We start from the raw sequence: 18,998 nt of genomic DNA on the forward strand, positions 1-18,998 counted from the left end.
ACCGGGGGCAACACCGGCGGCCCGGCAAAGCCGGTTTCGCGGTGTTTTGCGAACCAGACTCGCAGTTCGTGCGGCCTGCCTAACTGAAACGGAACAATCAATGAGCAAACAATTCGACGTCATCGTCATTGGTGGCGGCCCTGGCGGCTACGTCGCCGCCATCCGTGCGGCACAACTGGGCTTCAACGTGGCCTGCATCGACGAGTGGAAGAACGCCAAGGGCGGCCCGGCCCTGGGCGGCACTTGCACCAACATCGGCTGCATTCCATCGAAGGCACTGCTGCAGTCTTCCGAGCACTACGAGCACGCGGGGCACAGCTTTGCCGACCATGGCATCAAGGTCGAGGGCCTCGGACTCGATCTCGCGAAGATGCTGGCGCGCAAGGACAACGTCGTGAAGCAGAACAACGACGGCATCGTCTACCTGTTCAAGAAGAACAAGGTCGCCTTCTTCCACGGCCGCGGCTCGTTCGTGAAGGCCGCGGACGGCGGCTACGAGATCAAGGTCGTGGGTGCCTCGGAAGAGAGCATCGGCGGCAAGCACATCATCGTTGCCACCGGCTCGAATGCGCGTCCGTTGCCGGGCGCACCGTTCGATGAGGAGAACATCCTCTCGAACGACGGCGCACTGCGCATCGGCGGCGTGCCCAAGAAGCTCGCACTGATCGGCTCCGGCGTGATCGGCCTCGAGATGGGCTCGGTGTGGCGCCGCCTCGGTGCCGAGGTGACCGTGCTCGAAGCACTGCCGACCTTCCTCGGCGCAGTGGACGAGCAGATCGCCAAGGAAGCGAAGAAGGCCTTCGACAAGCAGGGGCTGAAGATCGAACTCGGCGTCGAGGTCGGCGAAGTCAAGTCGGGCAAGAAGGGCGTGAGCATCGCCTACACAGATTCCAAGGGCGGCGCGCAGTCGCTCGAAGTCGACAAGTTGATCGTCTCGATCGGTCGCGTGCCCAACACCATCGGCCTCAACGCCGAAGCGGTGGGCCTGCAGCTCGACGAGCGTGGCGCGATCGTGGTCGACGATGACTGCAAGACCAGCCTGCCGAACGTGTGGGCAATCGGCGACGTGGTGCGAGGCCCGATGCTTGCGCACAAGGCGGAAGAAGAGGGCGTGGCAGTGGCCGAGCGCATCGCGGGCCAGCACGGTCACGTCAACTTCAACACCATTCCGTGGGTGATCTACACCTCGCCCGAGATCGCATGGGTCGGCCAGACCGAACAGCAGCTCAAGGCGAGTGGCCGTGCCTACAAGGCAGGCACCTTCCCGTTCCTCGCTAACGGCCGGGCACGCGCTTTGGGCGACACGACCGGCATGGTCAAGTTCGTGGCGGATGCCGCCACGGACGAGATCCTCGGCGTGCACATGGTCGGACCGATGGTCAGCGAATTGATCTCCGAAGCCGTCGTGGCCATGGAGTTCAAGGCCAGCGCGGAAGACATCGCGCGCATCTGCCACGCGCATCCGTCGCTGTCGGAGGCGACGAAAGAAGCAGCCCTGGCCGTCGACAAGCGTACGCTGAACTTCTGACGTGGGCGTTGTCAGGCAGGCCTATGAAGCGGAGCTGATTGCGCGGGGGTTCCACAGCGACCCCGCGCAGTTGCGCGCCGTGGAGGCGCTCGACCGCTGCGCGAGCGAATGGGCGGACTTCAAGGCCCAGCGCTCCAATGCCTTCAAGAAGCTGATCAACCGGCCGGAGATCCCACGCGGGGTCTACATGTACGGCGGCGTCGGGCGAGGCAAGAGCTTCCTGATGGACTGCTTCTACAACGTAGTCCCGCTCAGGCGCAAGACGCGGCTGCACTTCCACGAGTTCATGCGCGAGGTGCACCGCGAACTGGCCGACCTTCAGGGCACGGTCAATCCGCTGGATGAACTCGGGCGGCGCATGTCCAAGCGATACCGGCTGATCTGCTTCGACGAATTCCACGTCGCGGACATCACCGACGCGATGATCCTGCACCGGCTGCTAATGGCGCTGTTCGAGAACGGCGTCGGCTTCGTCACGACGTCGAACTTCAAGCCGGACGACCTCTATCCGGGCGGACTGCACCGCGACCGCATCCTTCCGGCGATCGCATTGCTCAACGAACGGCTCGAAGTCATCAGCGTCGACAACGGCACCGACTACCGCCGCCGGACGCTGGAGCAGGTCCGCCTCTACCTCACGCCCAACGGCGCGACCGCCGACAAGGAAATGCGCGAGGCCTTCGAGCGTCTGGCCGAAAGCGCGGACGAGAACCCCGTCCTGCACATCGAGGCGCGCGAGATCCACGCCCGGCGAAAGGCGGGGGGGGTGGTCTGGTTCGATTTCAAGACCCTGTGCGGCGGTCCGCGCTCGCAGAACGACTACCTGGAAATTGCGACGCAGTTCCATACGGTGCTGCTGTCCGACGTGCCGTACATGCCGGTGCGGATGGCATCGGAAGCGCGGCGTTTCACCTGGCTCGTCGACGTGTTCTACGATCGGCGAGTGAAGTTGATCATGTCCGCCGAAGTGCCTCCCGAGGCGTTGTACACCGAGGGCCCGCTGGCGCACGAGTTCCCGCGGACCGTGTCCCGACTCAACGAGATGCAGTCGGCCGAGTTCCTTGCGCTCGAACGCCGTGTTGTCGATACGCGCCTCACATGAAGAACATCGCCCTTGGATTGCTGATCGGCCTGGCTGTGTCGCCCCTGTGGGCGCAGTCGGAGGCCACGAGCGGAGCCACGAACTTCGAAGCCGAGCGTGCCCGCCTGACGCAGGAACGCAAGGACGTCGATGCCCGCTACGCGACCGAGCAGGCGGCCTGCTACAAGAAGTTCGCGGTCGAGGACTGCCTGCAGGAGAGCCGTCGCCGGCGCCGCGCGGATACGGACAACATCAAGCGCCAGGAAGCGGTGATGAACGACTTCGAGCGCAAGCGCCGCGCCGCTGCGGAACTCGACAAGCTGGAGCAGCAGAAGGCCGACCAGCGCGCGCAGGAGTCCGAAGCGAAGCGCCAGGAGGCACTGAAGTCGCAACAGGACCGTGAGGAGCGTGCCGCCGACCATGCGGCGAGCCGTGCGCAGACGGCGTCGCAGACGACCGAGCGCCAAAAGGAGTTCGACAACAAGCAGCGCAATCATGCCGAAGAACAGACCAAGGCAGCCCAGCGGCGCGCCGAGGCACCGGCAGCGCAAGCGGACTACGAGGCAAAACTGAAAAAGGCGCAAGAGCATCGCGCGGAGCTCGACAGGCGCAACGCGGCGAAGACCAAGCCTCGCTCGGCGCCCCTGCCGACGCCCGGGGAACCCGCTGCGACGTCCGCCAGCCCGTCGAAGCCGGCAACGCCCTGACGGGATCGCGGCCGGCGTTTCAGTCGGCGGGCAGCGGTTCGAGCTTCACTACGACGATCGAGATGTTGTCGCCGGTTCCGTGCGCGCGCCGCCGCGCTTCGGCGACCAGCAACTCGACGGCGGCGCGTGGCGGCTGGTCCGCCAGCAAGGCGCCCATCTCCTCCGGCGTGAAGTAGTGCCACAGCCCGTCGCTGCAGGCCATCAACACATCGCCCGTTTGCAGGCAAGGAACGAGGTGAATGTCCACCGGTGGCGGCGTCGAGTTCATGCCGAGGCATCCGAGCAGGATGTTGCTCTGGGGATGCATGTTGGCTTCGTCGTCGTTGATTTCGCCGCGGTCGACCAGCACCTGCACGTAGGAGTGGTCCTTGGTACGCTTGACGAGGGTTCCCTTGTGGAAGTGATAGATGCGCGAGTCGCCGGCGTGAATCCAGGTGCAGTCGCCCTCGGGATTCATGAGGAAGGCAGCGAGGGTGCTGTGCGGTTCCTGCTCACTGGAGACTGCGGTGAGCTTGATCACCGTGTGGGCGTCTTCCAGCAGATGCCGCAGCAGGCCCGAAGCTTCGTCGCGCCCGGGCTTGTAGCGCGAGAAGAGCTGGCGCGCCGTCATCAGGACCTGATCGGAGGCCTTGCGCCCGCCACTGCGACCGCCCATGCCGTCGGCGATGACGCCCAGCACGCACCCCGGCGTGCGGGGGTGGGACATGACCAGGACCTGGTCCTGCTGGTAGGGGCGATCCCCCTTGTGGAGACCGGTTGCGGCGGCAAGTCGAAAGCCTCGTGTCATGGGGGCGCGGATGCGCCGATGGCGCGGTCTTTCATGTTGTCTTGCAGGTTGGATGAAGACGTATTATCGAGTGAACACAAGCCGCGGCCGAAGCGCGCCGTTGCAAGATTTCACACTGCCCGCGTTGGACTCCAATCTTCACTCAATTTCACGACAGCTGATCGAACTCAGGATCGAGCATGCAGACCTCGATGCCACGATCGATCGGCTGAGCGAGGTCGTTCCGCTGGATGAACTGCTGCTGCGGCGGCTCAAGAAGCGGCGACTCGGACTGCGCGACGAAATCGCACGCCTCGAACGGCTGCTCGATCCGCAAGAGCCCGCCTGATGTCGATCGAACAAGAGGTGCGCGAGGCCTTCGCTCAGGACGGCGTCCTTTCCCATGCCGCAGAACAGTTCCGCGAGCGCGAGGGCCAGACTCAGATGGCGGTGGCCGTGGCGCGCACCATCGACCAGGGGGGCGTGCTCGTCGTCGAGGCCGGCACGGGTGTCGGCAAGACCTTTTCGTACCTCGTTCCGGCATTGCTGAGCGGGGAGCGCGTGCTGCTGTCGACAGCCACCAAGACACTGCAGGACCAGCTCTTCGGGCGCGACCTGCCGCGGCTCGTGACGGCGCTGGGATTGCCCGTACGGACCGCGTTGCTCAAGGGGCGCGCCAGTTATGTGTGCCTGCACCGACTCGATCTTGCGCGCCATGACGCTTCGCTGCCGGAACGAGGCTCGTTGCGGACCCTCGCGAAGATCGAGCAATGGTCCAAGGCCACGCGCACGGGCGACCTGGCCGAGCTCCCGGGCCTGGACGAGCGTTCGCCACTGATTCCCCTGGTGACCTCCACGCGCGACAACTGCCTCGGTGCGCAGTGCCCCCAGTTCAAGCCGTGTCACGTCAATCTCGCACGACGCGAGGCGATGGCAGCGGACGTTGTGGTCATCAATCACCACCTGTTCTTTGCCGATCTTGCCGTGCGCGAGTCGGGCATGGCGGAGTTGTTGCCGACGGTGCGGGTCGTGGTCTTCGACGAAGCACATCAGCTCAACGAAACCGGGGTGCAATTCCTGGGCGTCCAGCTCGGCAGCGGCCAGGCGCTGGACTTTGCGCGCGACCTGCTTGCGGCGGGGCTTCAGCACGCGCGGGGCCTAGTCGATTGGCAGCAGCTCGTGTCAGGCGTCGAGCGTGGTGCGCGTGAACTGCGGCTGGCGGCGGGCAAGCAGTACCCCGGCGCGAAGTTGCGCTGGGCTGGCGCGTCGCCTGAGGGCGTGCCCGCGGAAGCGTGGCAGGAAGCACTCGATGCCTTGCAGGGGGCTTTCGCGGAAGCCGCTCGGGGCCTCGACACAGTGAGCGAGCTGTCACCCGATTTCGTTCGTCTTCATGACCGGGCGCAGCAGCTGTCGGAGCGGGCAAAGCGATTTGCCGAGGACTGTCCCGCTGGATCGGTGCGCTGGGTCGATGTGGGAACGCAGCTGAGACTCATCGAGTCGCCGCTGGACATCGCGGAGGCGGTGCGAACACGCGTTCTCAAGTCCGATGCCGAGGGCGCGGAAGAGGGCGGGCGTGCCTGGGTGTTCACGTCCGCGACGCTCGGTGACGATCCGAAGCTGCGCTGGTTCACCGAGCCCTGCGGGCTCGACGATGCCGAGGTACTGCGCGTACAAAGTCCGTTCGACTATGCGCGTCAGGCCGCGCTCTACGTGCCGCGTGTGTTTCCCAAGCCGAACGATCCTGCGCACAGCCAGCGGGTCGCGGAACTCGCTGCCCGTGGCGCCGCCGTCCTCGGCGGCCGCACGCTCGTTCTCACGACGACCCTGCGCGCCTTGAGGACGATAGGTGACGCGATGCGGCAGCAATTGGAGCGCCTGGAGCCCGTGCGCCGGCCCGAAGTGCTGGTGCAGGGCGAGTTGCCGAAACGCGTCCTGATGGATCGTTTCCGGGAAGGGGCTGTCGACGGACGCCCGGGCTGCGTGCTGGTGGCATCGGCCTCTTTCTGGGAGGGCTTCGACGCACCCGGCGATGCCTTGCAACTGGTCGTGATCGACAAGTTGCCCTTTCCGCCTCCCAACGACCCGCTGGTCGAGGCGCGCTCGCAGCGCCTCGAATCGCAGGGACGAAGCGCTTTCAGCGAGTATTCCCTGCCCGAGGCCGCGGTCGCGCTCAAGCAGGGTGCCGGCCGATTGATCCGGCGAGAAACCGACATGGGCGTACTCGTGATCTGCGACACACGCCTCGTCGCCATGGGTTACGGCCGCCGCCTGATCGCCGCGCTCCCGCCGATGCGCAGGATCGAGACCGAGACTGACTTCGATGCAGCCGTGGCTGCGCTGAGAGAGTCCGCGCCGTCAGACGCCAACTAGATGCGGCCGCGCGCGGCGAAGCGAAGCGAAAAGCCGGGGGCTACCACACCTTCCACCAGGGATCGTCCTTGGTCCGGAAGCCGCGCGAGAGGTATTCGCTCTGCGGATAGTTGGTCGTCAGCACGCGCTGGGTGTCGTCACGCAGATCGTTCATGCCGAGCTTGTCGTACGACATGTACATGATGTAGAGGGCCTCTTCGAGCGCCGGAACTTCGCGGTAGTCGGCCAGCGCCAGTTGCGCACGGTTGATGGCCGCCAGGTAGGCCCCCCGGTTGTAGTAATAGCGGGCCACGTGAACTTCATACTGCGCCAGCGAATTGACGATGTAGTTCATCCGCTGGCGCGCGTCCGGCGTGTAACGTGAATCGGGGAAGCGCGTCACCAGTTCCTTGAAGGATTCGAAGGATTCCTTTGCGGCCTTCTGGTCGCGTTCCGACAGGTCCTGGCGCGTCATGAACGCGAACATGCCCAGATCGTCGTTGAAGTTGATCACGCCCTTGAGGTAGAGCGCGTAGTCGATCGCCGGACTGGCCGGGTGCAGTTTGATGAAGCGATCGAGCGTCGCGACGGCCTGCACCTTGTCGCCCGCCTTGAACTGGGCATACGCCTTGTCGAGCTGCGCCTGTTGCGCCAGCGGCGTGCCGGCGGCGCGGCCTTCGAGCTTCTCGTACAACGGGACGGCCTTATCGAAGGCGCCAGAGTCCACTTCGTCCTTGGCTTCCGAGTAGATCCGGTTGGGGCTCCAGTTCGCGGTCTTGTCGGCCGGGCTCGACGAACACCCGGCCGCCAGCCAGGCAGCCGCACAGAGGGCCAGCCAGCCTGGGACAACCGATAATTTGGAGCGAAACATCAGATAAGGCCTTCGTGAAACAGTTGCCCTCAATTATATCGGCCGCCCCCCTGGGCCATGCCCCGGAGGGCGCTGACCATGACGAGGGTGCGGAGCTGTCGGATGCCAGCGAAATTCGCACCTTTCTGATCGGCGAGGCGCAGCACGGCCAGCGGCTGGATCGCGCGCTGGCCGCGCTGGGTCCCGAGTTTTCGCGAAGCTACCTCCAGCAACTGATCGATGCCGGCATGGTCGAGCTTCAGGGGCGGGTGGTGACAAAGACCTCGGCCACGGTGCACGCCGGTGAGGCCGGACGCATCGAGCTTCGCCCCACGCCCCAGAGCCAGGCGTTCCGTCCGGAGGCGATGTCGCTCAACGTGCTCCACGAAGACGATCACCTGCGCATCATCGACAAGCCGGTGGGGCTCGTTGTGCATCCCGCGCCGGGCAACTGGAGCGGAACCCTGCTGAACGGGCTGCTTGCGCTCGATCCGCGGGCGGCGCTCCTGCCGCGCGCCGGCATCGTGCACCGGCTGGACCGGGACACCAGCGGGCTGATGGTCGTCGCGCGCAGCCGTGCCGCGATGGATGCGCTCGTGGCGTTGATCGCGGCGCGCGAGGTCAAGCGCCAGTATCTCGCGCTCGCGCACCGTACCTGGCAAGGCGCCGGCGCGAGGCATGTCGACACTGCCATCGGCCGCGATCCGCGCAATCGGTTGCGCATGGCCGTGGTCGACCTGGAGCGCCATGCCGGCAAGCCGGCGCGCACGCTGATCGAGGCGCTCGATACCAACGACCTGGGATGCGCCGTGCGCTGCACGCTGGAGACCGGAAGGACGCACCAGATCCGCGTGCACATGGCCTCCATCGGCCATCCGCTGGTTGGCGACGCACTGTACGGAGGCGCCAATGCTGCCGGCCTGACGCGGCAGGCGCTGCATGCCTTCAGGCTCGGTTTCAAGCATCCCATGACCGGGGAGGCGATGGAGTTCCTGTCCCCGCCGCCACCGGATCTTGCTCAGGGTTTTTCCGAGTGGGGGCTGGATTACAATCGCGCCTGACGGTCCCGAGGGCCGCGCCGGCCATCCGATGCCGGCCTCGCGTTGCATACGCCGCGTGCCTGCAGCGCCTCCTTTCATCCATCTGAACAAGCGTCCCCGAGGCGCCTTTTCCCGGATAACGCGAACCATGAATACGGCGGATGCCAAGCGCATTCTCGAAACCGCCTTGATCTGTTCGACCCAGCCGTTGCCGGTGCGCGAACTGCGCGTGCTGTTCGACGACGAGTTGGGCGCCGACACGATCAAGTCGCTGTTGCTCGAACTGCAGGAAGACTGGTCGCAGCGCGGCCTGGAACTCGTGAGCGTCGGCACCGGCTGGCGCTTCCAGAGTCGCCCCGAACTTCGCGACCACCTCGATCGCCTTCACCCCGAGAAGCCGCCACGCTACACGCGCGCTGCCCTCGAGACGCTGGCGATCATTGCCTATCGGCAACCGGTGACGCGCGGCGACATGGAGGACATCCGTGGCGTCACGATCAATTCGCTCATCCTCAAGCAACTCGAGGACCGCAACTGGGTGGAGGTCATCGGCCATCGCGAGACGGTCGGGCGACCGGCGCTCTATGCGACAACGCGGCAGTTCCTGGACGATCTAGGCCTTGCTTCGCTGGACCAGTTGCCGGTGATCGAGTCGCCATCGCAGCAGGGCGCCCTGATCGACGCGCTGGACCGGGCGGCCGGTCAAGACCAGCCCACGCTGCCGATCGATGAGATCGCTGCAGAGCCCGAGGCGAAGGCTGCCGGGGCGGTCGCCGAAGTCGAGGAACCCACCCTGCAGACTGAAGCCGCCATGAGCGTCGCCGAAGTCAATGAACCCGAGACGGATGCCGAGACGCCGACCGACTTCGCCGCTGCGCCTGCAACCGAAGCCGAAGTCCTTGCTCCGACAGAATCCTCATCTCCTTCTCCCGTCGACGCGGATGCAGATGCATCGCCCGATGAGGCCGACACCACCGCTGTCCCTTCCGGAACCCGACCATGAGCCCCACAGATCCCGATGACGCAGCCACGCTGCCGGCCGAACCTGTTTCCGAGGAGCGCTTGGCGGACGTGCCGGCGCAGTCTGAAGATGACGCCGGTGCCCCGCCGGTCGCCGGCGACGCTGCCGAAGCGCCACGCAAGCGCCGTCCGCGCCGGCGCAAGCCTGCCGCGGAAGTGTCAGCGGAAGCAGCGTCCGATGAGGCCGTCCAGCCTGTCGAGCCGGTTGAGCCGCGGGCTACCGCCGCCGAACACGTGCCGGCGCCTGCCCCGGATGCGCCTCCGGAGGTGAGGGCCTCCGAGGCAGACGAGGACGACGAGGACGAGGAAGAGGAACCGGACGAAGAGGAAGACGACCTCGATCGTGCGCGCCGCGCCGCCGAGCGCGAGCAACGCAACGCTCCACCCCCGGAGCCGATCCGGTTCGCCGACGTCATTTCGGGTCAGTTCGATGCCGACGAGGAAAGTCCGGAAGTTCCACCGCTCAAACGGGTGCTGTTGCCGGAAGCCGATTCGCCGAAGCTGCACAAGGTCCTGGCGCAGGCAGGCCTGGGTTCGCGCCTCGAGATGGAGCAACTCATCCTGCAGGGTCGAATCTCGGTCAACAATGAGCCGGCCCACATCGGGCAACGCATCCAGTTCGGCGATCAGGTCAAGATCAACGGCAAGCCCATCCGCTATCGCATTGCACCGCCACCGGCGCGCGTCATTGCGTATCACAAGCCCGTCGGCGAGGTCGTCACGCACGACGATCCGCAGAACCGGCCGACCGTGTTCCGCAAGCTGCCGCGGCTGCAGCAGGGCAAGTGGCAGTCCGTCGGACGTCTGGACCTGAATACGGAAGGGCTTTTGCTCTTCACGAGTTCCGGCGAACTGGCCAACCAGCTGATGCATCCGCGTTTCGGGCTGGAACGCGAATACGCGGTGCGCGTGCTCGGCGCGCTCAGCAGCGAGGAAAAGCAGCGCCTGCTCGAAGGCGTTCGTCTGGACGACGGGATGGCCCACTTCGGCACCATCGAGGAAGGCGGCGGCGAGGGTTCCAACTGCTGGTATCGCGTCACCATTTCGGAAGGGCGCAACCGCGAAGTTCGCCGCCTCTTCGAGTCGGTGGGACATGCGGTCAGCCGACTGATCCGCATCCGCTACGGCGCCATGGTGCTGCCGCGCGGCCTCAAGCGCGGCGCCTGGATGGAACTCGACGAGCGCGACATCCGGGCGCTGTTCCAGGCGGCGGGCGGTTCCGGCGAGCGGCAGCAGCGCCCCGGCGCGGGTCCGAGGGGCCAACAAGGGCAGGGCCCGGAGGGCGGCGGTCGCAACAACCGCAATCGCAAACGACGCGGCAATCGCAACGGCGGCGGAGGTGGCCTCCAAGGGGAGGAGCGCGAGGCGCCCATCCCGAATCCGCTGGCCCACGGTCCGGGCGCTCGTTCAGACCGGGGCATGGGCGGCGGCAAGGGGCCGTCGCAGGGCCGCCGGAACAACCGTGGCGACCGCCAGGGCCAGGGCCAAGGCCAGGGGCAGGGGCAGGGCGGGCAGCAGGGGCGCAATCGCCAGGGGGACGATCGTCCGCCGGGCGGTGCCAACCAGCCGGACCCGATGAAGACCTCGCTCGGCTATATCGGCGCCGAGAGCTTCTCGCGCCAGCGCAAGGAACAACGCCAGGGCCCGCGGCGCGGCGGGCCGTCCGGCGGCGGCGGCAATTTCGGCGGCCAGGGTGGCGGTCGCCGCCGCGGTCGCTGAAAATCGATGCGACCGGCGGTCTTTCGCTCGCAAATTGCGGGTTGACCCTATCACGCTGGTTAAAATCGAAGGCTTTGTCAAAGACCGCGACGCGTGCGTTGCGGCATTGGCGGAACCCTTCCAGATTCAAGCTCTCAAGAAAGCACTCTCATGGCCATCGAACGCACCCTCTCCATCATCAAGCCCGACGCAGTCGCAAAGAATGTCATCGGCAAGATCGTCTCCCGCTTCGAGGCTGCCGGCCTCAAGATCGTGGCAGCCAAGCTGGTGCACCTGTCGCGCAACGAAGCCGAGCAGTTCTACGCCGTCCACAAGGAGCGCCCCTTCTTCAAGGACCTGGTCGAGTTCATGATCTCCGGCCCGGTGTTCGTGCAAGTGCTCGAAGGTGAAGACGCCATTGCCAAGAACCGCGACCTCATGGGCGCGACCGACCCCAAGAAGGCTGCCGCCGGCACCATCCGCGCCGATTTCGCCGACAGCATCGATGCCAACGCCGTGCACGGGTCGGACGCCCCCGAAACCGCGAAGAACGAAGTCTCCTTCTTCTTCGCCGGCCTCAACGTCTACGCACGCTGAGGTTCAGCCCGACTGACGCAATGACCTCGGCCAACCTGCTCGACTTCGATCTGGAAGGATTGGCCGCGTTCTGCGAACGGCTGGGCGAAAAGCGTTTCCGCGCGACGCAGCTCTTCCGCTGGATCCACCAGCGGGGAGCAAGCGAATTCGCGCACATGACGGATCTGGCGAAGTCGCTGCGCGAAAAGCTCGCGACCACGGCGCGCGTCGAGGCGCTGCCGGTCATCACGCAGCACGAATCCGCCGACGGGACCATCAAGTGGCTGTTCGACGTCGGTGATGGCAATGCGGTCGAGGCCGTGTTCATTCCCGAGGACGATCGCGGCACGCTCTGCGTGTCGTCGCAGGCCGGGTGCGCCGTCGGCTGCCGTTTCTGCTCGACCGGGCATCAGGGCTTCAGCCGCAACCTCACGACCGGCGAAATCATCGCCCAATTGTGGTTTGCCGAGCACTTCCTGCGCAAGCACCTCAAACGCGACGAGCGAATCATTTCCAATGTCGTGATGATGGGCATGGGCGAGCCGTTGCAGAACTATTCGGCCCTGGTGCCGGCGCTGCGCACCATGCTCGACGACAACGCCTACGGCCTTTCGCGTCGACGCGTCACGGTGTCGACGTCCGGCGTCGTTCCGATGATCGACCGCCTGGGCGGCGACTGTCCTGTCGCGCTCGCGGTCTCCCTGCATGCGCCGAACGATGCGCTGCGCGATGACCTCGTGCCGCTCAATCGCAAATACCCGATTGCCGAACTGCTCGAGGCCTGCAAGCGCTACCTTGCGCACGCGCCGCGCGACTTCATCACTTTCGAATACTGCATGCTGGATGGCGTCAACGACCAGCCAGAGCATGCGCGTCAGTTGGTCGAGCTGGTTCGATCGCAGGGCGTGTCCTGCAAGTTCAACCTGATCCCCTTCAATCCATTTCCGGCATCCGGTCTGCTGCGTTCGCCGCAGCCCCGGGTGCTGTCCTTCGCCAAGGTGCTGAGCGAAGCAGGCATTGTCACCACGGTCCGAAAGACACGCGGCGACGACATCGACGCCGCGTGCGGCCAGCTGGCGGGCGATGTCAAGGACCGCACCCACGCGGCCGAACGCATGGCGCAGCGGCGCACCGTCGTTTTGCATCCGGCCCGCACGAAGGTCGTCACATCCAATTCCGAGGAGCAATGATCCGATGAGCAAGGCCTTTCCGACCGCGCAGAAGCTGGTGATGCAGGCGCTCATTGGCGTTGCCGCCGTTTTCCTGCTGGCCTCCTGTGCCAGCAAGAATGCACCCGCACCGAGTTCTGCCGGTAGTGCCGCAGCCATCATGACGGAGTCGGACGAGACGAACGCGCGCATGCGCGCCAAGCTCCGCGTCGAGCTGGCGATCGGCTACTTCCAGGCAGGCCAGACCACGGTCGCGCTCGATGAGGTCAAGCAGGCCCTTGCGGCGGATCCGACCTTTCCGGACGCCTACAACCTCCGCGGGCTCATCTACATGCGGCTCGACGATCCCGCCTCCGCCGAGGACAGCTTCCGCCGAGCGATCGCCTTGAATCCGCGCGAGCCGAACGTCTTGCACAACTACGGCTGGCTCCTGTGCCAGCAGAATCGCTACGCCGACGCGCAGCAGCAGTTCTCCGCGGCGCTGGCCGTGACCAGTTACACCGACCGCGCCAAGACGCTGATGACGCAAGGCATCTGCCAGTTGAAGGCAGGCCAGCGCGCCGAGGCCGAGCGCAGTCTCACGCAGGCCTACGAGATCGACGCCGCAAATCCGGTGATCGGCTACAACCTGGCGTCGATCCTCGCGCAGCGCGAAGAGTGGTCGCGTGCGCAGTTCTACATCCGCCGTGTCAACAACAGTCCGGCGGCCAATGCCGAGACCTTGTGGCTCGGCATCAAGATCGAACGTCAGCTCAACAACCGTGAGGCGATCTCGCAATTGGCGAGCCAGTTGCAGCGGCGCTTCCCCCAGTCGCGGGAGGCGATTGCGTACGAGCGCGGGAATTTCAATGATTGAGCGGGCGAGTGAATTCGGGGCTTCCGCAGCGGTGCCCCTCGTCGGCGGCGACAGCACGCACATGACGGCCGGTGACATGCTGCGCGAAGCGCGCGAAGCGCACGGGCTGCACATCGACATGGTGGCGGCTGCGCTCAAGGTGTCACCGCAGAAACTGGCGGCGCTCGAGGCCGACGACATCGACGCGCTGCCGGACCCGGTGTTTGCGCGTGCGCTGGCCGCGAGCGTGTGCAGGGCGTTGCGTATCGATCCGGCGCCGGTGCTGGCCAAGCTGCCGGGCGCGCTGAAGCCGGGTCTTGCAGATGCCGACCGGACCATCAGCCGGAGCCTGCGTTCGGCTGCGCCGCGATCGGGCGCGGGGTCGAACTGGCTGCCTTCACGGCCTCTCCTGATCGTGGTGCTGTTGCTGTTGGTCGGGGCTGCAGTCCTGTTCTGGCTGCCGCAGTCGATCTTCGACCAGGTCGGTGCTTCGATTGCGCACCTGACGGCTCGCGAACCGAGCGACCAGGCGTCGAAATCGTCCACTGCGCCGTCCGGCGGTCCCGCCGGCACGGTGGCCGAATCCGTTGCGCCCGCGCCCGCATTGCCGCCGCCGGTGGAAGCCGCCCCGGCAGAGCCGGTGGCCGCGGCCCCAGACACGCCCGTCGCCAACGACCTGATCGCTTTCACCGCACGCGAGGACTCGTGGATCACCGTGACCGAGGCGGGCGGCAAGCAATTGCTGCGACGCACTGTCAAGGCGGGCGAGACCGTCGGCCTGACCGGCGCCTTGCCGCTGCAGGTGGTCGTCGGTCGCGCCTCGGGCGTGGACGTGCGGGTTCGCGGCAAGGCCTTCGACCTTGCGCCCCTCACGCGTGCCGGCGGTGTGGCACGCTTCGAGATCAAATCCTGAGGCCCAACACCATGACCGACGTCCCCGGCACCATCGGCTGCCTCCCGATCGAACCTGCCGCTCCCAAAGCGCGCCGCTCCCGTCAGGCGAGCGTGGTCTGGGGGCCTCGCACCGTTACCGTGGGTGGCGATGCGCCGGTGCGTGTGCAGTCGATGACCAACACCGACACGGTGGACGCCATCGGCACGGCCATCCAGGTCAAGGAACTCGCGCTGGCCGGCTCCGAGATGGTGCGAATCACCGTGAACACGCCCGAGGCGGCGGCGCAGGTGCCCTACATTCGCGAGCAACTGGATCGCATGGGCGTCGACGTGCCGCTGATCGGCGACTTCCACTACAACGGCCATCGGCTGCTCACCGACTATCCGGCGTGTGCCGAGGCGCTCAGCAAGTACCGCATCAACCCGGGCAACGTCGGCAAGGGCGACAAGCGCGACCGCCAGTTCGGCCAGATGATCGATGCGGCCATGCGCTGGAACAAGCCGGTGCGCATCGGCGTCAACTGGGGCAGCCTCGACCAGGAACTGCTGGCCAGCCTCATGGACACCAACAGCCAGCGCGCCCAACCCTGGGACGCCAAGCAGGTGATGTACGAGGCGCTGGTGACCTCGGCCATCGATTCCGCGAAGCTTGCCGAGTCGATGGGCATGAACGGCAACCAGATCATCCTGAGCTGCAAGGTCAGCGGTGTGCAGGACCTCATCTCGGTCTACCGCGAGCTTGCGAAGCGCTGCGACTACACCCTTCACCTCGGCCTGACCGAGGCCGGCATGGGGACGAAGGGCACCGTGGCCTCGGCCACTGCGCTGTCGATCCTGTTGCAGGAAGGCATCGGCGACACGATCCGCGTCTCGCTCACGCCACAGCCGGGCGAATCGCGCACCCAGGAAGTGGTGATCGCCAATGAAATCCTGCAGGCGCTGGGGCTTCGCGTGTTCGTGCCGAGCGTCACCGCATGCCCGGGCTGTGGCCGCACCACCAGCACGACCTTCCAGGAACTCGCCAAGCAGATCGACGACTACCTGCGCATGCAGATGCCGGTCTGGCGCACCAAGTACCCAGGCGTCGAGACAATGAAAGTCGCCGTGATGGGCTGCATCGTCAACGGCCCGGGCGAGAGCAAGCATGCCGACATCGGCATCAGCCTGCCGGGCACTGGCGAGGCACCCGCGGCGCCGGTCTTCATCGATGGCCAGAAGGCGCTCACGCTTCGCGGCGACAACATCGCCAACGAGTTCCACCAGTTGGTCGAAAACTACATCGAAAAGCGCTTTGGCAGCGAGTCCGCTGCGCAAGTCGCCTGATTGCATCCATGGCTGAAAAACTCAGTGCCGTCAAAGGCATGAACGACATATTGCCGCCCGAATCGGCGCGGTGGGAGTGGCTCGAAGCCACCGTTCGCGAACTGATGTCGCGTTATGCGTATCGCAACATCCGCACCCCGATCCTCGAACACACGGCATTGTTCGTCCGCGGCATTGGCGAGGTGACGGACATCGTCGAGAAAGAGATGTACTCGTTCGAGGACAAGCTCAACGGCGAGGCGCTGACCCTGCGGCCCGAGAACACTGCGAGCGTGGTGCGCGCCGTCACCGAGCACTCGTTGCTCTACGACGGCGGCAAACGGCTCTGGTACATCGGACCGATGTTCCGCCACGAGCGTCCGCAGCGCGGCCGCTACCGCCAGTTCCACCAGATCGGCGCCGAAGCCCTGGGCTTTGCCGGACCGGACGTCGACGCGGAACTGATCCTGCTGGCGAGCGCGCTCTGGAAGGCGCTCGGCCTGACGGATGTGCGCCTCGAACTCAACAGTCTTGGTCAACCCGCGGAGCGCGCACTGCATCGCGCGCAGCTCATCGCCCACTTCGAGAAGCACTCGGACCAGCTCGACGACGACGCGAAGCGCCGCCTGCACAGCAATCCGTTGCGCATCCTCGACACCAAGAATCCGGCGATGCAGGACATCGTCGAGTCGGCACCGAAGCTGATGGACTTCCTCGGCGCGGAATCCCTGGCGCACTTTGACGGCCTTCGCGCGATCCTGGACGCCAACGGCATCGGCTACACCATCAATCCGCGGCTGGTGCGCGGCCTGGACTACTACAACCTGTCGGTCTTCGAATTCGTGACCGATCGTCTCGGCGCGCAGGGCACCGTTTGCGCCGGCGGCCGCTACGACGATCTCATCGTGCAGATCGGCGGCAAGGCCGCACCGGCGGTGGGTTGGGCGCTCGGCGTGGAACGCGTGCTCGAACTCGTGAAAGAGCAGGGCACGCAGATCCCGTTGCCCGTGCCCGACGTCTACGCCGTGGTGCCGGACGCCGCGGCCATGCCCGTCGCGCTGCGTACCCTGCAGCAATTGCGCGATGCCGGGGTGCGAGCGCAGATGCACGCCGCCACCGCCGACGGGCTGGGCAGCTTCAAGTCGCAGTTCAAGAAGGCCGATGCCAGCGGCGCTTCGTATGCGCTGATTTTCGGCGCCGACGAACTCTCCCGAGGCGAGGTGACCCTCAAGGCGCTGCGCGACGGCAGCGGTGCGCAAACCACCCGCCCGCTCGCCGACGTGGCCGCCTGGGCCGCCACCCTACAATCCTCCGCTCCCAACAACTGACAGCGCATGGCCACCCATCTCGACCTCGAAGAACAGGAACAGCTCGACCAGCTCAAGCATTTCTGGAACACCTACGGCACCCTGATCACCTGGGTCGTGCTGCTTGCAGCCGGCGCTTTCGTGGCATGGAACGGCTGGCAGTATTTCCAACGCACGAAGGCAGTGCAGGCGGCCGCGCTCTATGACGAGGTCGAGCGCAGTGCGCAGTCGGGCGACACCGCCCGCATCGAGCGCGCACTGGCCGACATGAAGGACAAGTTCTCCGGCACGGCCTATGCGCAGCAGGCAGGCCTGCTGGCTGCGAAGACCCTGTTCGAGAAGGGCAATGTCGATGGTTCGCGCGCGGCGCTCGCGTGGGTTGCGGAGCATGCGGTCGACCCTGGTTACCAGGCCGTCGCCAGGCTGCGGCTCTCCGCCGAATTGCTGGAGGCCAAGTCCTACGACGAAGCGCTCAAGCAACTGTCGGGCGAAGTGCCCAAGGAATTCGACGCGCTGGTCGCGGACCGCAAGGGTGACATCTATCTTGCCCAGGGCAAGCGTGAGGAGGCGAAGGCTGAGTACCAGAAGGCGTGGGCTGCCTTCGAGCCGCGCACCGACTACCGCCGCCTCGTCGAGATCAAGCTCAACGCCGTCGGCGTAGACCCGAAGGGCCTGGCTGCTGCCGGCGCTGCATCAGCCAAGAATTGATCATGAATTTCAAGCGTTACCAGCCTTCAGCCTCAGCCTTGCGCATGTGCGCTTCCGTGGTCCTGATCGCCGCTCTGGCGGCCTGCTCTGGAACGTCGAGGCCGAAGCCTGCACAGCTTCCCGCCAACGCGGCGCTGATGGGCGTCCGCCAGGCCTGGACGATCAGCATCCCGAAGGTGGAGTTCCCCTTGTCGACCAACGTGAACGGCGACCTGATCTCGGTCGCCGGCAGCGATGGCACGGTGGCTGTGATCGACGCGCGCGCCGGTCAGGAAGTGTGGCGCGCCAAGGTGGGCGAGCCGCTGGCGGCGGGAGTGGGCAGCGACGGGGCACTGGTCGCGGTGGTCACGACCAACGGTGAACTGGTGGCCCTGCAAGGCGGCAAGGTGCTGTGGAAGCAGCGGCTGAGCGCACAAACCTACACCCCGCCGCTGGTGGCCGGGCGCCGCATCTTCGTGCAGGGTGCCGATCGCACGACCAGCGCCTGGGACGGGCAGAGCGGGCGTCGCCTCTGGGCGCAACAGCGTCCGGCGGAGAACCTGGTTCTGAAGAAGCCCGGCGTGATGCTGGCCGTCGGCGACACACTGGTGACGGGGGTGGGCGGTCGCCTCGTCGGCATCAATCCCGCCAACGGCACCTCGCGCTGGGAGACGCCGATCGCGGCGCCGCGCGGGACGAACGATGTCGAGCGCCTGGTCGATCTCACCGGCGCGGTGAGCCGCGTCGGTGACGTCGTTTGCGCGCGCGCCTATTTTGCGAACGTGGGCTGTGTCGACGCCTCGCGCGGCGCGCTCCTCTGGACCAAGCCGGCCGTGGGCGCGGACGGATTGGGCGGGGACGATCGGTACGTTTTCGGGTCCGAGGACAACGGGGCCGTCGTCGCATGGCGCCGCACCGACGGCGAGCGCGCCTGGCAGCAGGCCGACCTGCTCAAGTACCGCGTGCTGACTGCTCCGCTGGCGGTTGGCCGCTCGGTGATCATCGGCGACAGCACGGGATTGGTGCACATCCTCTCGCGCGACGACGGTTCGCCCCTGAATCGCCTCACGCCCGATGGATCGGCCATCGTCGCGACGCCGGTGCTGGCCGGAAACACGGTCGTGGTCGTCACCCGCAATGGCGGTGTGTTCGGCTATCGGCCCGAGTAATCACGTGAAAGGACGCCTTC

18 protein-coding genes are annotated in these 18,998 nt (G+C 66.1%); 16 read left to right on the forward strand and 2 right to left on the reverse strand.

Annotated features, from left to right (window positions below):
* Positions 1 to 100: 100 nt before the first annotated feature.
* The 3 genes from lpdA to AC1D3B_RS03975 are packed head-to-tail and all read left to right on the forward strand — an operon-like array spanning position 101 to position 3,316.
* Positions 101 to 1,528, forward strand: coding sequence for a dihydrolipoyl dehydrogenase (gene lpdA / locus AC1D3B_RS03965; RefSeq protein ID WP_478189353.1), 1,428 nt, complete (start codon positions 101 to 103; stop codon positions 1,526 to 1,528).
* 1 nt (position 1,529) lies between these two features.
* Complete coding sequence (zapE, locus tag AC1D3B_RS03970) at positions 1,530 to 2,630, forward strand: cell division protein ZapE (RefSeq protein ID WP_478189354.1); 1,101 nt, start codon at positions 1,530 to 1,532, stop codon at positions 2,628 to 2,630.
* Positions 2,627 to 3,316, forward strand: coding sequence for a hypothetical protein (locus tag AC1D3B_RS03975; RefSeq protein WP_478189355.1), 690 nt, complete (start codon positions 2,627 to 2,629; stop codon positions 3,314 to 3,316). The genes zapE and AC1D3B_RS03975 overlap by 4 nt, the downstream gene beginning before the upstream one ends.
* Before the next feature lie 19 nt (positions 3,317 to 3,335).
* Here the strand turns inward: AC1D3B_RS03975 and AC1D3B_RS03980 are convergent, their stop codons facing one another.
* Positions 3,336 to 4,103 carry a PP2C family protein-serine/threonine phosphatase gene (locus AC1D3B_RS03980; protein ID WP_478189356.1) on the reverse strand — a complete coding sequence of 256 codons (768 nt, stop codon included), beginning with the start codon at positions 4,101 to 4,103 and terminating at the stop codon, positions 3,336 to 3,338.
* A gap of 124 nt (positions 4,104 to 4,227) precedes the next feature.
* Here AC1D3B_RS03980 and AC1D3B_RS03985 point away from each other — a divergent pair, with 124 nt between their 5' ends.
* Positions 4,228 to 4,431, forward strand: a complete 204-nt coding sequence (locus AC1D3B_RS03985; protein ID WP_478189632.1) for a DUF465 domain-containing protein — start codon at positions 4,228 to 4,230, stop codon at positions 4,429 to 4,431.
* Positions 4,431 to 6,452 (forward strand): ATP-dependent DNA helicase, encoded by a 2,022-nt coding sequence (locus AC1D3B_RS03990; protein ID WP_478189357.1) that lies wholly within the window; start codon positions 4,431 to 4,433, stop codon positions 6,450 to 6,452. The genes AC1D3B_RS03985 and AC1D3B_RS03990 overlap by 1 nt, the downstream gene beginning before the upstream one ends.
* Positions 6,453 to 6,492: 40 nt before the next feature.
* Here AC1D3B_RS03990 and AC1D3B_RS03995 read toward each other — a convergent pair whose 3' ends face one another.
* On the reverse strand, positions 6,493 to 7,302 hold the full coding sequence (locus AC1D3B_RS03995) for an outer membrane protein assembly factor BamD (RefSeq protein WP_478189358.1): 810 nt from the start codon (positions 7,300 to 7,302) through the stop codon (positions 6,493 to 6,495).
* Positions 7,303 to 7,316: 14 nt separating this feature from the next.
* On the opposite strand from AC1D3B_RS03995, the gene AC1D3B_RS04000 reads away from it, so the two are divergent.
* From AC1D3B_RS04000 to bamB, 11 genes are all read left to right on the forward strand, one after another.
* On the forward strand, positions 7,317 to 8,342 hold the full coding sequence (locus tag AC1D3B_RS04000; RefSeq protein ID WP_478189359.1) for an RluA family pseudouridine synthase: 1,026 nt from the start codon (positions 7,317 to 7,319) through the stop codon (positions 8,340 to 8,342).
* A gap of 127 nt (positions 8,343 to 8,469) precedes the next feature.
* Entirely contained in the window at positions 8,470 to 9,324 is an 855-nt protein-coding gene (gene scpB / locus AC1D3B_RS04005; protein ID WP_478189360.1) for an SMC-Scp complex subunit ScpB, read from the forward strand.
* Complete coding sequence (locus AC1D3B_RS04010; RefSeq protein WP_478189361.1) at positions 9,321 to 11,060, forward strand: pseudouridine synthase; 1,740 nt, start codon at positions 9,321 to 9,323, stop codon at positions 11,058 to 11,060. The genes scpB and AC1D3B_RS04010 overlap by 4 nt, the downstream gene beginning before the upstream one ends.
* 150 nt (positions 11,061 to 11,210) lie before the next feature.
* The gene (gene ndk, locus AC1D3B_RS04015; RefSeq protein WP_028253692.1) at positions 11,211 to 11,636 is read left to right on the forward strand and encodes a nucleoside-diphosphate kinase; all 426 of its coding nucleotides are present in this window, start codon (positions 11,211 to 11,213) and stop codon (positions 11,634 to 11,636) included.
* A 20-nt stretch (positions 11,637 to 11,656) separates the two neighbouring features.
* Entirely contained in the window at positions 11,657 to 12,805 is a 1,149-nt protein-coding gene (rlmN, locus tag AC1D3B_RS04020) for a dual-specificity RNA methyltransferase RlmN (RefSeq protein ID WP_478189362.1), read from the forward strand.
* Between the two features lie 4 nt (positions 12,806 to 12,809).
* Complete coding sequence (gene pilW, locus AC1D3B_RS04025) at positions 12,810 to 13,640, forward strand: type IV pilus biogenesis/stability protein PilW (RefSeq protein ID WP_478189363.1); 831 nt, start codon at positions 12,810 to 12,812, stop codon at positions 13,638 to 13,640.
* Positions 13,633 to 14,532 (forward strand): helix-turn-helix domain-containing protein, encoded by a 900-nt coding sequence (locus AC1D3B_RS04030; RefSeq protein ID WP_478189364.1) that lies wholly within the window; start codon positions 13,633 to 13,635, stop codon positions 14,530 to 14,532. The genes pilW and AC1D3B_RS04030 overlap by 8 nt, the downstream gene beginning before the upstream one ends.
* 11 nt (positions 14,533 to 14,543) lie before the next feature.
* Complete coding sequence (ispG, locus tag AC1D3B_RS04035) at positions 14,544 to 15,836, forward strand: flavodoxin-dependent (E)-4-hydroxy-3-methylbut-2-enyl-diphosphate synthase (protein WP_478189365.1); 1,293 nt, start codon at positions 14,544 to 14,546, stop codon at positions 15,834 to 15,836.
* Between the two features lie 8 nt (positions 15,837 to 15,844).
* Positions 15,845 to 17,143: a histidine--tRNA ligase gene (gene hisS / locus AC1D3B_RS04040; RefSeq protein WP_478189366.1), complete on the forward strand. Its 1,299-nt coding sequence runs from the start codon at positions 15,845 to 15,847 to the stop codon at positions 17,141 to 17,143.
* 6 nt (positions 17,144 to 17,149) lie between these two features.
* A complete protein-coding gene (locus AC1D3B_RS04045) occupies positions 17,150 to 17,830 on the forward strand; it encodes a YfgM family protein (protein WP_478189367.1) in 681 nt (226 codons plus the stop codon).
* 2 nt (positions 17,831 to 17,832) lie between these two features.
* On the forward strand, positions 17,833 to 18,978 hold the full coding sequence (gene bamB / locus AC1D3B_RS04050; RefSeq protein ID WP_478189368.1) for an outer membrane protein assembly factor BamB: 1,146 nt from the start codon (positions 17,833 to 17,835) through the stop codon (positions 18,976 to 18,978).
* Positions 18,979 to 18,998: the final 20 nt, after the last annotated feature.

The organism is Variovorax sp. P5_A3, from assembly GCF_056400665.1.

Excerpts from the sequence above, each read along its gene's own strand:
- lpdA (WP_478189353.1), top strand. The coding sequence starts at position 101 with ATGAGCAAACAATTCGACGTCATCGTCATTGGTGGCGGCCCTGGCGGC.
- AC1D3B_RS03975 (WP_478189355.1), top strand. The coding sequence starts at position 2,627 with ATGAAGAACATCGCCCTTGGATTGCTGATCGGCCTGGCTGTGTCGCCC.
- AC1D3B_RS03980 (WP_478189356.1), bottom strand. The coding sequence starts at position 4,103 with ATGACACGAGGCTTTCGACTTGCCGCCGCAACCGGTCTCCACAAGGGG.
- AC1D3B_RS03990 (WP_478189357.1), top strand. The coding sequence starts at position 4,431 with ATGTCGATCGAACAAGAGGTGCGCGAGGCCTTCGCTCAGGACGGCGTC.
- AC1D3B_RS03995 (WP_478189358.1), bottom strand. The coding sequence starts at position 7,302 with ATGTTTCGCTCCAAATTATCGGTTGTCCCAGGCTGGCTGGCCCTCTGT.
- scpB (WP_478189360.1), top strand. The coding sequence starts at position 8,470 with ATGAATACGGCGGATGCCAAGCGCATTCTCGAAACCGCCTTGATCTGT.
- AC1D3B_RS04010 (WP_478189361.1), top strand. The coding sequence starts at position 9,321 with ATGAGCCCCACAGATCCCGATGACGCAGCCACGCTGCCGGCCGAACCT.
- ndk (WP_028253692.1), top strand. The coding sequence starts at position 11,211 with ATGGCCATCGAACGCACCCTCTCCATCATCAAGCCCGACGCAGTCGCA.
- rlmN (WP_478189362.1), top strand. The coding sequence starts at position 11,657 with ATGACCTCGGCCAACCTGCTCGACTTCGATCTGGAAGGATTGGCCGCG.
- pilW (WP_478189363.1), top strand. The coding sequence starts at position 12,810 with ATGAGCAAGGCCTTTCCGACCGCGCAGAAGCTGGTGATGCAGGCGCTC.
- AC1D3B_RS04030 (WP_478189364.1), top strand. The coding sequence starts at position 13,633 with ATGATTGAGCGGGCGAGTGAATTCGGGGCTTCCGCAGCGGTGCCCCTC.
- ispG (WP_478189365.1), top strand. The coding sequence starts at position 14,544 with ATGACCGACGTCCCCGGCACCATCGGCTGCCTCCCGATCGAACCTGCC.
- hisS (WP_478189366.1), top strand. The coding sequence starts at position 15,845 with ATGGCTGAAAAACTCAGTGCCGTCAAAGGCATGAACGACATATTGCCG.
- AC1D3B_RS04045 (WP_478189367.1), top strand. The coding sequence starts at position 17,150 with ATGGCCACCCATCTCGACCTCGAAGAACAGGAACAGCTCGACCAGCTC.
- bamB (WP_478189368.1), top strand. The coding sequence starts at position 17,833 with ATGAATTTCAAGCGTTACCAGCCTTCAGCCTCAGCCTTGCGCATGTGC.